Below are 13,096 nucleotides of genomic sequence, written 5' to 3'. Positions count from 1 at the left end.
GCCGTCTTAGACGGCGAGCTTGGCCCCGCCGCGGCGCTTGGCCTTCATGCCGTACAAAGCCTGATCCGCGACCTCGAGCAGGTCGTCGAGTTCGTCGCCATGTTCCTCGCTGCTGGCCGAACCGATGCTGGCGCCGATCTCGATGTCGCAATTGCGCACCACATAGGGTGCGGCGATGGCGCGCTCGATCCGCCGCGCCATCAATTCACCCTCGTTGGGATGCTGCACACCGACCTGCAAGATTGCGAATTCGTCGCCGCCCAGCCGGACGGCCAGGTCCTGCGACCGGATCAGGCGTTCCAGCCGGCTTGCGACCGCCTTCAACAGCAGATCGCCCACCATATGGCCGTGAATATCATTGACGGGCTTGAACCGGTCCAGGTCGATGCAGTGTAGAATGACTTCACCGTCTTTGATCCCGTGCGCGAATCTCTCTTCCAGCCCGAGCCGGTTGGCCAGTCCGGTCAGGCGGTCGCGGCGGGCAAGCGAGGCGAACATCTGGCGCAGCTCGGTGGTCTCAACCGCAGCCTGGTAGCGCAGCACCATACTGCCTATGCCGCCGACCATCATCACCAGCAGGATACCAGCAAGCAGCAGGTGCGCGTTGTCGGCAAGGTAGACGGAGGTCATGATCGTCGGCGTTACGGCCAGCAGGATGGCGGGCACGCCAATCCATAACCGCAACGAAAATCCTGCCGCGACGCCGGCTGCATAACCGACGATCAGCGCCACGATGATCATGTGGTGGGCCGGCTCGCAGATCAGGAAACAGGCCGCGGCAAACGCCCCGAGCGCCGCGGCGAAACTGATCTGCGTGATTCCGAACGTCAGTTCGGTGCGTCGCGCCGCCGCCAGGTCGAAGCTTTCGTGGTCGACCCGGCGCTGAAGCGAAAACAACAGGGCAAGCCGCAGCAGCGCGACGACCGTGGCAATACCCGCGGTGGCAACGATCCACGGATGCGGATCGGTATGGATTGCGGCAACGGCCGTGCCGATCAGCAGAGCGCTCATCAGCACGCTTGGCGCAAGCGTGCTGAAGAGGCTCCGCACCAGCTCCAAATAGGTGCTGTCGGATGGCCTTGGTCGAATGGCGCGATCTCTGGCCATGCGCTTTCCTGCCGCAATTACGCTGACCACGGATAAATGATTTCTCCGTTTCGGACACGACTAAATGCGACATTTCCGACCGATGCGCCGCGCGGTGAGCGGGGTCCGCGCATGGAGCTAACGGAAATTTAGGCCGATTCCCGTACTTTTCGATTGATGGCGGCGCCTGGAGAAGCAGCGGGCAAACCGATCCTGAATGGATATATTCCCGCGCTCGACGGGCTGCGGGCGTTCGCCGTTCTGCTGGTCGTGGCCTTTCACGCGCGCGTCCTCCCCGGCGGTTTTGTCGGCGTCGACGTCTTCTTCGTGCTGTCTGCGTTCCTTATCACCCGTGTCCTGAAGCAGGAACTGGACGCGACCGGTGGCATCCGCCTCCTGCGCTTTTCCGGGCGGCGGTTGGCGCGGCTTGGCCCGGCGCTGGTGCTGATGCTCGCCACTTATCTCGCGGTCGCCCCGTTGCTGTGGCCGAGGCAGCCGCACGTCGGCGATGCTCTCCTCGCCGCTTTCTATGTCAGCGATTACAGCTTCGCGGCGTTCGGCCGGCCCCTGTACCTGCAGCACAGCTGGTCGCTGGCGGTCGAAGAGCAATTCTACCTGGCTTGGCCGTTGATGCTGCCGCTGCTGCTGCGGTCCCGGCGGCCGCTGCACGTTCTCGCCGTCGCTTATGTCGCGCTCATCTGGTGGCGCGCCGGTTTCGGGGACGACTGGCGCACGTACTATTATCGTGCCGACACGCGCTGCACCGGGCTGGTAATCGGGGCCGGACTGGCGTTGGCGATCGACCGGCTCGATTTCTCCCGCGCCCATGCGCTGACGGGCGCCTTGCTGGTGATGCTGGCCGCGGTGCTTGGCAGGTTCGGACCTGATGCCGCGCTCGTCTTTCCCGTGGCCGAAGTTGGCGCGGCCCTGCTCGTCGGAGCGGCGGCGCAGGGGCAACTTGGCGCCTTGCAGCCAGCATTGTGTGCCTCCTCGGCGCTGCTCATCGGCAAGCTCTCCTACGGCATCTACCTGTGGCATTATCCCATCACGATCGCGCTGCGGCCCTGGTTCGACGGCGCGGCGCTGTTCGTTCTCGTGCTGGTGCCTTCCGTGGGATTGGCCTGGCTGTCCTGGGTAACCGTTGAACAATGGCCGCGACGCCTGCGCCGTCCCGACCCCGCTCCCGCGCTGCAAGGTTCGCGCTAGCCCGCCGGGGCCAAATCTGGCAGTTGCCCGTGCCGTGCTGACCCTCGACCCCCGCGCGATCGATCTCCCCACGCTGCGCCGCTTGTGGGCCGGGGAGGACGCCCGCCTCGACTCGGCGGCGATGGAGCGGATCGCCAGCGCGGCTGCCGCGGTCGACCGCATCGTCGCGGGCGGCGAAAGCGTTTACGGCATCAACACCGGCTTCGGCCTGCTCGCCAACACCCGCATCCCCGACGATCGCCTGGCGGACCTGCAGACCAACCTTATCCTGTCGCACAGCGCGGGGCTGGGCGAACCGCTGCCGCGTCACGTCACGCGGCTGATGATCGTCCTCAAATTGCTCGGCCTTGGCCGTGGTCATTCGGGCGTGCGCACCAGCGTCATCGACGCATTGCAGGGCCTGCTCGACCGTGACGCCATCCCCGTCATCCCGTCGCAGGGCAGCGTCGGCGCGTCAGGGGACCTCGCCCCGCTCGCTCACCTGATCGCCGCGCTGATGGGGCACGGGTCGATCGATGTCGCGGGCACCACGATGCCCGCTGCCGCGGCGTTGCAGGCGCTGGGCTGGGAGCCGCTGTCGCTTGGTCCGAAGGAAGGGCTGGCGCTAATCAACGGGACGCAGGCCAGCACCGCCATCGCGCTCGACGCCCTGTTCACCGGCGAACGCGTGTTCGGCGCGGCGATCGCGGCCGGCGCCCTGTCGGTCGACGCGCTCAAGGGGTCGGCAAAGCCATTCGACGCCCGCATCTCCGACCTCCGGGGACAGCCCGGGCAGGTTCGCGTCGCGGGCGCCATTCGCGCCCTTCTCGACGGCAGCGCGATCGTGGGCAGCCATGCCAGGTGCGGCCGGGTGCAGGATCCCTACAGCTTCCGCTGCCAGCCACAGGTGATGGGCGCAGCGCTCGACCTGCTCGCCAACGCCGCGCGCACGCTGACCATCGAGGCCGGCGCAGTGACCGACAATCCGATCCTGTTTCCCGATGAAGACGATGCCATCTCCGGCGGAAATTTCCATGCCCAGCCAGTGGCCTTCGCCGCCGACACCATCACCATGGCATTGTGCGAGGTCGGCTCGATCTCGGAACGGCGCACGGCGGTCCTGATCGATCCGAAGATGAGCGGCCTGCCGCCATTCCTGGTCACCGATCCGGGCGTCAATTCGGGCCTGATGATCCCGCAGGTGACGGCGGCTGCACTGGTCGCGGAAAGCCGCAGCCTCGCGTTCCCGGCAAGCGTCGATTCCATCCCGACGTCTGCCGGGCAGGAGGATCATGTGTCGATGGCGCCCAATGCGGCGCGCAAGGCGACGCAGGTCGCGCGCAACAGCGCCGGGATCGTGGCGGTGGAATTGATCGCCGCCGCGCAGGCGGTCGATCTGCATGCCCCGCTGACCACGTCGACAGCGTTGCAATCGCTGCATGCGCGGGTGCGGGAAATCAGCCCCGCGTTCGAGACCGACCGTTACTGGGCTGGCGACATGGCGGCGCTGCAAGCGGCGGTGCTGGACGGCGCGCTCGGCACCGGACAGAACTTCCTCGACTAGCGGACTCGGTCCCAGGTCTTGGACTTGCAGATCACCGCCATCAGACAGCCCTTCACCTTGAGCTGATTGCTGGTGACCTGCCGGATGGTCCCGCTGGCATAGATATTCTGATCGGCGACGAACACGCGCGCCTTGTAATTGCCGGACCCGGTGGAATGGATGCCCGTGATCAGCCGCGCGCCGATCAGGTCGGTGTCGCTGCCGCGTTCGGCCCGCGCCTGCTGCCTGGCCGACGCCTTGACCACCGTGCCGCATAGGTTCTGCCCGCACGGGGCGATTTGCACTTCCATCTTGCCGTTGCGCCAACGGCCCTCAAGCGGGCTCTTGGCCGACGCGACCGCCGGTCCCGCAAGCAGGCCGAGCGCCGCAAGGCTGAGAATCATCTGTTTCATAATCTGCCATCTAGCGAAGCTTTGTGGCGACAATGGTTCATTGAAATTGCTGCGAGATGAACAGCTTAGCTCGATTGCGAAGCGCCCGAAGCAGCGACCAGCGCCGATCGTATCTCGTGCCCGCTGCAAGGCTTGGAGATTGTCCGCACCGCGGCGAAGTCAGGCGGATGGCAAAGATCGCCATATCCGGTGACAAAAATGTACGGGATCGCCAACTGCTCAAGGCGTGCCGCGACGCCGTAGCTGGTCGCGCCGTGGATGTTCACGTCGAGGATCGCGGCGTCGATTTGCCCGCCGTCCAGGACCGCCTCCGCCTCGCCCAGACGCTCGGCGTAGACGACCTTCGCGCCCTCGTCCGACAGCATCGCTTCCAGCGCCAGTCCGATGATCGGCTCATCTTCCAGGATGAGAATACGCAGGCCCGCGATCATGCGCTTGCCCGCGGAAGCCGGGCGCTTATCCGGCAATGCAGCCCACCGGGCAGAAACTCGATGGCCACGTCGCTGCGCAACTCGGCCGACAGCCCGCGTTCGATCAGCCGCGTCCCGAAGCCCTTGCGCGCGGGCGGCGCGACCGGCGGTCCGCCGCTTTCGGTCCAGTCCAGGGTCACCGTCGACCGACCGTCTTCGGCCGACTCGGCGGTCCATTGCACGTCGACCACGCCGACGTCGTTCGACAGCGCGCCATATTTGATCGCGTTGGTGCACAGCTCGTGGATGGCCATTGCCAGCGACACGGCGGTCTGCGGCGCCAGCGATATGTCCGGGCCCTGCAACCGCACGCGTTGTGCATTGTCGCCGGCGGCGGCCGACACCGCCGCCTTGATCATGTCGAACAGGCCGGTGCTTTCCCAATTCTGGCTGGTCAGCAAATTGTGCGCGGTGGACAAGGCGTTGAGCCGGGCATCGAACGCCCGCCGCGACGTCTCCGGGTCTGACCCGGGGCGGAAGGACTGCATTGCCAGCCCCTGCACGATGGCCAGCGTATTCTTCACGCGGTGGTTCAGCCCGTTGATCAGCAATTGCTGATGGGCCTTGATGCGATGCTGCTCGCTGACGTCGTGGCCCTGGACGAAGACGCCTGTGCCTTCCCCGGATTGGGCGCTGATCGGCTGGTAGATGAAGTCCAGCAGCCGTTCCTCCAGCGGCGCTCCGGGGCTCGGTTCGAGGAATACCGGGACGCCCTCGCCGACGAACGCCTCGCCGCTCGACCGCACCTGGTCGAGCAACGTGACGAAGCCCTGGTCGACGACTTCGGGCAGGGCCTGGGCGATCGGCTTGCCGATGATGTCGCGGTTGCCGACCAGCTGCCGATAGGCCTTGTTGGCCATCAGCAGGCGGTGGTCCGGACCGTCGAGGATGGCGACGAAGCCGGGCGCCTGCTCGAACATGGACCGCAGCCGCCGGGTTTCCTGGGCAAGCGTCTGGTTGGCCTCCTGCACCGCGGATGCGCGGCGGAACACATCATATTCGTCGCGCGCGTGATTGCCGGCGTTGGCCGCCAGCGTGCGCAGCTGGTGAAGCTCGGTGACGTCCACCGTATGCTGGAGGATGTAGGCGACCTCGCCCCGGTCATCGAGCAGGGGGGTGTGGGTGGCACTCCAATAGCGTTCTTCGAACTCGCCCGACGGTTGCTGGATATCGTAGCGGATGAGCGGGATTTCGTCGCGCCGGGCGGTTTCGACCACCCGCTCCAGCGACGTGCGCAACTGCTTGTAGCTTTCCGATTCCGGATCGCTTGGAAAGGTGTCGAACATCGACTTGCCGGCGATATCGTCGCGCTCGCGCATCGTCGCCTTCAGATAGGCGTCGTTCATCGTCACGATGGTGAGGTCGGGCGCCATCAGGACGTACGGGTTCGGTGCGGCGTCGAACAGCCCCTGGTAATCGATTGACGGCCGGTCGCTGGACATCCGGAAAGTCACACTCCCTGTGCACGCGGGCGGTCCGGCGCGGCTATTCGCGTAGCGGATAGGTGCGACAATTTGTATCATTAATGCGCCTTGCCCCGATCAATGGAAATCGCGGCTCTTTGGAATGCAGCTGACATTGCGCGGATGGCCCAGCCGCGGCGGCGGGATGGCGTCGGCGCGCGGGTCGTAGCTTGAATTCTTGGCCCCATCCCCGCGGCCGTGGATGCGCGGCAGGAAGTCGCTCGACAGGTGCCCCAGCATGGCGGTGTCGTCTTCCAGCCGCGCCGCGACGATGTGGATCACGGCCTCGTCATGCTGGACCATGCCGGTGACGCTCAGCAGGCGCGCGCCCATCACCACCTTGCGATACTGGTCGAAGGCGTCGGGCCACACGACCAGGTTGGCGACACCGGTCTCGTCCTCGACGGTGATGAAGCACACGCCCTTGGCGCTGCCCGGCCGCTGGCGGATCAGCACCAGTCCGGCCAGGTTGACCCGCCGCCCGTAGCGCATGCCGCGCAACTCCCCCGCGGTGACGAATCCGCGCTGCCGGTAAAGCGGGCGCAGGAAGCTCATCGGATGGGCTTTCAGGCTCAGCCGCGTGGTCTGGTAATCCGTCACCACATGTTCGGACAGGCGCATGGCGGGCAGCCGCACCTGTTCTACCTCCCACCCCTCGTCGCGCTCGTCCGCCGCAGCGAACAGCGGCAGGTCGGGGGCCTGGCGAAGCGCCTTGGAATCCCACAGCGCCGCGCGCCGGTCGAGCTCGCACGAGCGGAAGGCGTCCGCTTCGGCCAGCCGGGTGATCTCCGACACCCCGGCGCCGGACCGCGCGCGCACGTCCTCGACCCCGGTGTAGGGGCGGTCCCCGCGCGCGGCGACGATCCGCGTCGCTGCGTCGAGCCGCAACCCGTCGACCTGCCGCAATCCCAGCCGCAGCGCCATGCGCGGTGCCGGCGGCGGCAGGCTGTCGGGTGCCCACGGCTTGCCCCCGATCGCGGTGGAGCCCCAGCTTCTCTGGCGCGAACTCCCGTTCGTCCCGAGCGAAGTCGAGGGGCGTCGGCGCTCACGCCCCTCGACTTCGCGCTCCGCGCTGCGCTCGGGGCGAACGACTTCTGGCTCTTCGACAACCTCCAGCGTGCAATCCCACTCGCTGTGATTGACGTCGATCGGACGTACCTCGACCCCGTGCTCGATCGCATCGCGCACGATCTGCGCGGGGGCGTAAAAGCCCATCGGTTGCGAATTGAGCAGGGCGGCCGCGAACGCCGCCGGATAGCGCCACTTGAGCCAGCTCGACACATAGACGAGCAGCGCGAAGCTGGCCGCATGGCTTTCGGGAAAGCCATATTCGCCGAAGCCGCGGATCTGGTGAAAGCACCGCTCGGCGAAGTCGGGATCGTAGCCGCGCTCGACCATCCGCCCGACCATCTTGTCCTGCAGCAGGTCGATGGTCCCGCGGCTGCGAAAGGTGGCCATCGCCTTGCGCAGCTGGTTGGCTTCGGCGCTGGTGAACTTGGCGGCATCGAGCGCGATCTTCATCGCCTGTTCCTGGAACACCGGCACGCCCAGTGTGCGCTTGAGGATCCTCTCCAGCTCGTCCGGCGGTCCATGGTCGGGCCCTGGGCAGGGGTAGAGCACCGCCTCTTTTCCCGACCGGCGTTTCAGGAACGGATGGACCATGTCGCCCTGGATCGGGCCCGGCCGGACGATCGCGACTTCGATGACCAGGTCGTAGAATTGGCGGGGGCGAAGGCGCGGCAGCATGTTCATCTGCGCCCGGCTTTCGACCTGGAACACGCCCAGCGAATCCCCTTCGCACAGCATGTCGTAAACGCCCGGCTCTTCCAGCGGGACACTTGCCAGTTCCCACTGCTCGCCATGGTGCTTTGCAATCAGGTCGAATGCCTTGCGGCAACAGGTCAGCATGCCCAGCGCCAGCACGTCGATCTTGAGGATGCCTAATTCCTCGATGTCGTCCTTGTCCCATTCGATGAAGGTGCGGTCGGGCATGGCGCCGTTGCCGACCGGCACGGTCTCGGTCAGCGGCCGTTCGGTCAGGATGAAGCCGCCGACATGCTGCGACAGGTGCCGCGGCATGCCGATCATCTGTTCGGCCAGCTTCATCACCCGCTTCAGATGGGGGTCGGTCATGTCCAGCCCGGCGTCGGCGGCGCGTTCTTCCGCGACCTCGGCTTCCATGCTGCCCCAGTAATTGGACGCGATTGCCGCGCACACGTCCTCGGACAGGCCCATGACCTTGCCGACTTCGCGGATCGCCGACTTGGGCCGGTAATGGATGACGGTGGCGGCGATGCCGGCCCGTTCCCGCCCGTATTTCTCATAGATGTGCTGGATCACTTCCTCGCGCCGCTCATGTTCGAAATCGACATCGATGTCGGGCGGCTCGCGCCGCTCCTCGGAAATGAACCGCTCGAACAGCAGGTCGCTGGTCGCCGGGTCGACCGCGGTGATGCCGAGGCAATAGCAGACGGCGCTGTTGGCCGCGCTTCCGCGCCCCTGGCACAGGATCGGCGGGTCAAGGCTGCGGGCGAAGGCGACGATGTCGTGGACGGTGAGGAAATAGCGGGCGAAGTCGAGCCGCTCGATCAGCTTCAGTTCGTGGTTGAGCTGGGTCAGCACCTTGTAGGGAATGTGATCGCCCCAGAACCGCCGGGCCCCTTCCCAGGTCAGGAATTCCAGGTGCTGCTGCGGATTGCGGCCGTCGGGCACCGTCTCGCGCGGATATTCGTAGCGCAATTCCTCAAGGCTGAAGTCCAGGGCGTCCGCAAAAGCACGGGTGGCGGCGATCGCGTGGGGCCAGCGTTCGAACAGCCGCACCATCTCCTCCGGCGCCTTCAAGTGGCGTTCGGCATTGGGGTTGAGGAGAAACCCCGCTTTGGCGATCGTCGTCTTTTCGCGGATGCAGGTCATGATGTCCTGCAGCGGACGCTTGTCCGGCGCGTGATAGTGGACGTCGTTGGTGGCCAGGATGGTGCAGCCCTGCGAGCGGGCGATGCGGTCGAGCCGCTCGATACGGGCAAGGTCGTCGCCGCGATACAGATAGGATGCCGCGACATGGCGCAGCGCGGGCAGCGCCGCGCGCAGCCGGGCAAGGTCGGCGGCGAACGCGTCGGCATCGTCGCCCGGCCAGGCGATGAAGGCGACGCCCTCGGCGTGGGCCGCGACATCCATCAGGCCGATGTCGCATTCGCCCTTTTCGGCGCGCATCTTGCCCAGGCTGAGCAACCGCGACAGCCGGCCATAGCCTTCGCGGTCGACCGGATAGGCAAGCAGGCTGGGCGCGTCGTTGAGGTCCAGCCGGCAACCGATCAGCGGCTTCAGGCCTGCCCCGTCGCAAGCGCTGTGCAGCCGGACCACGCCGGCCAGCGTATTGCGGTCGGCGATGCCGATTGCATCCATGCCGAAGCTGAGCGCCTGCAGCACCAGTTCGATCGCGTCCGACGCCCCGCGCAGGAACGAAAAGGGCGTCGCAACGCCAAGTTCGACATAAGGCGCGGCCGCGACCGGCGCGGGCGGCATGTCGCCGGTGCGCACCAGCTTGAGCCGCGCAAAGCCTTCCTGTTCCGGCATCAGCCAGGCGCCTTTTGCCTGATGTTCATCCGAACAGCCCGTGCAGATACCAGTTGGGGATGCCGCCGCGACCGTCGCCGATCACGCCTTCGCGGAAGATCCAGAAGCGGCGGCCAGCCACATCCTCGACCCGGTAATAATCGCGCAGCCGCGCGGTCGACCGTTCGCGCCACCATTCGGGCGCGATCCGTTCCGGCCCTTCGACCCGGGCAATGTCGTGGACCGCGCGGCGCCAGACGAAGCGTCGCGGGACGCCTTCGGGGGTAGCGTAGATGACGGCGATCGCTTCCGGCCGGTCGAGCAACCGTTGCGGCCGTTGCGCGGTGTCCGGGGTGGCCGTCGGCTGCGCCTTGCCGAGCGCCGGGCGCCAGCCGCTGGCGCGTTCCGGCACATGGCTTTCGTGGCGCTGCGGCCGCCGCACCGACCGGGCGCCAAGCTTGACCGACAGCCGGTCGATCAGCCGGGCGATGTCCCGTTCGCCCGACGGCTCCTCGACCAAGCTGTCCTGCGCAGCGCCCAGCGGTTCGGTCCATTCCGCGACCAGTGCGAAGGCGTCGAATCCGAAGCCGGGATCGAGCGCCGCCGCCTTGTCGGCCAGCAGCCGGCGCAGGTGCCGGGGCTCGCGGCTGGGGATCGACGTGGCGACCGACGCGGTGGCGACGCTGCCGTCGACGCGAAAGCCGTGCAGCGCCAGCCGCCGCGCGCCCAGCCGCCGTTCCTCCAGCCGCTCGACCAGCGGCGGGATCAGCCGTTCGAGCGCCTGGCCGCCGACCTCGACATGGACCGCCGGTTCTTCCAGCCGGAGGTCGGCGCGCGGCGGCGGGTTGGGCTTTTCCCCGGTCAGCGGTTCGGGCGTCCGGCCGCGCGCCCGGTCCAGCGCATCGACCGGGTTGTCGGCATCGCGGAAGCGCCGGGCCAGCGAGCGCCGCTCGATCCCCGCCAGCGCGCCGACCGTCTTCAGCCCCAGCCGTTCCAGCGTTCGCACCGCGCCGGGCGAAAAACGCAAGGCGGCAACCGGCAGGTCGGCGATCATCGGCCCGATATTCCTGCCGCACAGGATCGCCGGCGCATTGCCGTAATGGGCCAGCGCCCAGGCCGCTGCAGCGGTCGGAGCGATGGCGACGCGGGTGGTCAACCCGGCAAGGGCAAAGCGGGTGCGGACGTCGGCGGCCAGCGACGGTTCGCCGCCGAACAGGTGCGCCGCCCCGCTGATGTCCAGCCGCAGCGCGTCTGTCCCGTCGACCTCGACCAGCGGCGACCAGCGCTGCGCCCACAGGGCCAGCCGCCGGACCAGCGCCAGGTCGCCGGGCGGATCGGCAGGCATGGCGACAAGCTGCGGATCGATCGCCCGGGCATCGGCCAGCCGGGCGCCGGCGCGCGCCCCGCGCTCGGCGGCGGCGGGGGTGGCGGCATGGATGATCGGTCCGTGGGCGCCCTCGACGGTCAGCACGACCGGTTCTTCAGGCGCGCAATCGCTCGCCTTCGCCCAGCGTTCCACCGCCAGCGCCGGAAACCAGATGGAAAGCACCCGCCTCATGCGCCAGCGTCCAGCTGCCGGTGGGATGGCCGCGGGCGCGGAACAGCTCCGCCGCCCATGCCGGCGGTCCCGGCGCTCGCCGGTCGAGCAGGTTGGGCAGGGACGGCGCGCTGGCGATCCGCCAGCGCATGCGCGCGCCGCTCAGGTTCGGAACGCCGCCCAGCCGCACCAGCCAGCAGGGTACGCGGCTGCGCTCGGCCGCAACCGCCAGCCGCCGCGTGGCGGTGAAATCCAGCGCGGCCGGATCGCCCCACAATTCGCCGATCACCGCGGACAGGCCGGCGCATCTTACCCCTTCCTCCATCGCCCATAGCGACGACCGCGCGTCGCGGGCCTCGACATGGATGAGGTCGATGCCGCCAAGACCGGGCGGATAGATGCGCCCCGATTCCATGATCGCCATCCGGTCCTGCACCCACAGCACCGGCTTCGACCCGTCGATCTGCGGCAGCAGCAATCCCGCCCAGCCGCCGTCGCGCGGATTGACGGCGAATAGTTCGGACAGGGTGGGGCCGGGCGGCGCAGGCAGCCGCCAGCGTTCGCCCGGCCCGCTGGGGAGACGGTCTTGAGGGTCCGGCCGGAGCGCGCGGAAGGCTCCGCCGGCAACGAGGGACAAGCCTTTCGCCACACGACTCACAACGCTTTTGTTCTTTGTTTGTTCTTATTCCCGCGAGTCAGGGTGCGGAGTCAATGGGGCGACTCGCACTTGCTTTCGAGCCGCCTCATCATTGCCCTTGCCGGAGCTGGGGCGTAATCGCATGACATGCTGATCGCATTCCTTGCAGCCATGTCCCAGATCATCATTATCGGTCCGCCGCCAGCGGGACCTCCGCCGCCTGAAAGCGACGGTCATATTTTCAGCGGACACGATTATCCCGCCGATGCCATGAAAAACCGCTGGGAAGGCACTGTTGTGGTCGATCTGCTGATCGGCGCGGACGGGTTGCCGAAGAAGTGCTCAATCGTCGAGAGCAGCCGTCACAAATTGCTCGACGACACGACTTGCGCCCTGATCATGCGACGCGCCAAATTCATTCCGAAAACCGACTCGTACGGCAATCCCGTTCCTACCCACATGCAACCGCCCGCCGTGGTCTGGAAGCTCAAGCACTAGGCGAATTTCCCGGCCGCACACCGTTATCCGCCTTGTGCGTCTCCAGAAAATGCACGATCTCTCTCACCGCCGCCCGAGTGCCATGTTTCGACACGGCAAAGCCCATGTGGGTCGATGCCACCTCGACGGCCTGGTCTCGCGTCTGCTCGGTGCCGCGGGCGCTAGGGGCGCCGACGATCCCGTCCTTGCTCGACCATATGGCCAGAGTGGGGACCGGCGGCTTGTCTTCGCTGTCGGCGATCGGCGGATCATCGACAGGATGGCCGGCGACCCATTCGTATAGTTTCCATACGTTGGTGAACTTGCGCCGGTCGCCCCACACCGGCGATCCCAGAGTGATTACCGCGCGCACGCAATCGGGGTGCTCGCGGGCCAGCTCTCGCGCAAAAAGCCCGCCAAGGCTCCACCCGACGACGACCATTGGCCCGTCGCACCCGCACAGGTCCACCGCGCGCTTGCAATCGTCGAGCGTGCCGGAATGGGCGCCGCGGTTCACGCCATGCCGCCACGGATGCACCCGGAACCCTGCCTCGGCCATGGCCCGGCGCAACTCGGTGGTGGTGTAATCGCTGGCCAGGAAACCGGGGATGACCAGCGCCGGAATCCCGTCTTCCGGCCCGCGCACGTCCTGGTGACCGAAAGCGCGCCAGAAGCGCGCGCCCAGCGCGCCGACTTCCCGCAACCGGGCGGCAGCGCTGGGGGCGCCATCCTC

At 67.2% G+C, this 13,096-nt stretch carries 11 protein-coding genes; 3 read left to right on the top strand and 8 right to left on the bottom strand.

From position 1 onward, the window contains the following. Positions 1–6: 6 nt before the first annotated feature. The gene (locus tag H8M03_RS07685; protein WP_187478881.1) at positions 7–1,107 is read right to left on the bottom strand and encodes a GGDEF domain-containing protein; all 1,101 of its coding nucleotides are present in this window, start codon (positions 1,105–1,107) and stop codon (positions 7–9) included. Positions 1,108–1,263: 156 nt separating this feature from the next. Between H8M03_RS07685 and H8M03_RS07680 the strand changes: the two genes are divergently transcribed. Continuing rightward, a complete protein-coding gene (locus H8M03_RS07680) occupies positions 1,264–2,292 on the top strand; it encodes an acyltransferase family protein (protein ID WP_187478880.1) in 1,029 nt (342 codons plus the stop codon). A gap of 34 nt (positions 2,293–2,326) precedes the next feature. Continuing rightward, positions 2,327–3,835 carry a histidine ammonia-lyase gene (gene hutH / locus H8M03_RS07675; protein ID WP_187478879.1) on the top strand — a complete coding sequence of 503 codons (1,509 nt, stop codon included), beginning with the start codon at positions 2,327–2,329 and terminating at the stop codon, positions 3,833–3,835. On the opposite strand, the gene H8M03_RS07670 is transcribed toward hutH, so the two are convergent. The 6 genes from H8M03_RS07670 to H8M03_RS07645 form a co-directional block, all read right to left on the bottom strand. Next, positions 3,832–4,227: a DUF2147 domain-containing protein gene (locus H8M03_RS07670; protein ID WP_187478878.1), complete on the bottom strand. Its 396-nt coding sequence runs from the start codon at positions 4,225–4,227 to the stop codon at positions 3,832–3,834. The genes hutH and H8M03_RS07670 overlap by 4 nt on opposite strands. A gap of 65 nt (positions 4,228–4,292) precedes the next feature. Continuing rightward, entirely contained in the window at positions 4,293–4,658 is a 366-nt protein-coding gene (locus H8M03_RS07665; protein WP_187478877.1) for a response regulator, read from the bottom strand. Then, positions 4,655–6,139, bottom strand: a complete 1,485-nt coding sequence (locus H8M03_RS07660; protein ID WP_187478876.1) for a sensor histidine kinase — start codon at positions 6,137–6,139, stop codon at positions 4,655–4,657. Before H8M03_RS07660 ends, H8M03_RS07665 begins: the two co-directional genes overlap by 4 nt. Positions 6,140–6,238: 99 nt before the next feature. Further along, a complete protein-coding gene (locus H8M03_RS07655) occupies positions 6,239–9,682 on the bottom strand; it encodes an error-prone DNA polymerase (RefSeq protein WP_246449216.1) in 3,444 nt (1,147 codons plus the stop codon). 76 nt (positions 9,683–9,758) lie between these two features. Then, entirely contained in the window at positions 9,759–11,270 is a 1,512-nt protein-coding gene (locus H8M03_RS07650) for a Y-family DNA polymerase (RefSeq protein ID WP_187478874.1), read from the bottom strand. Further along, positions 11,194–11,886 (bottom strand): ImuA family protein, encoded by a 693-nt coding sequence (locus H8M03_RS07645; protein ID WP_187478873.1) that lies wholly within the window; start codon positions 11,884–11,886, stop codon positions 11,194–11,196. Before H8M03_RS07645 ends, H8M03_RS07650 begins: the two co-directional genes overlap by 77 nt. A gap of 147 nt (positions 11,887–12,033) precedes the next feature. Between H8M03_RS07645 and H8M03_RS07640 the strand changes: the two genes are divergently transcribed. Beyond that, a complete protein-coding gene (locus H8M03_RS07640; RefSeq protein ID WP_187478872.1) occupies positions 12,034–12,384 on the top strand; it encodes an energy transducer TonB in 351 nt (116 codons plus the stop codon). Here the strand turns inward: H8M03_RS07640 and H8M03_RS07635 are convergent. Next, positions 12,374–13,066, bottom strand: coding sequence for an alpha/beta fold hydrolase (locus H8M03_RS07635; protein ID WP_246448799.1), 693 nt, complete (start codon positions 13,064–13,066; stop codon positions 12,374–12,376). The genes H8M03_RS07640 and H8M03_RS07635 overlap by 11 nt on opposite strands. Positions 13,067–13,096 lie beyond the last annotated feature (30 nt).

This window comes from Sphingomonas sabuli (genome assembly GCF_014352855.1).
Taxonomy (GTDB): domain Bacteria; phylum Pseudomonadota; class Alphaproteobacteria; order Sphingomonadales; family Sphingomonadaceae; genus Sphingomicrobium; species Sphingomicrobium sabuli.
The sequence above is the reverse complement of the archived record's forward strand: the minus strand, read 5'-3'. Positions and strand labels throughout refer to the sequence as shown.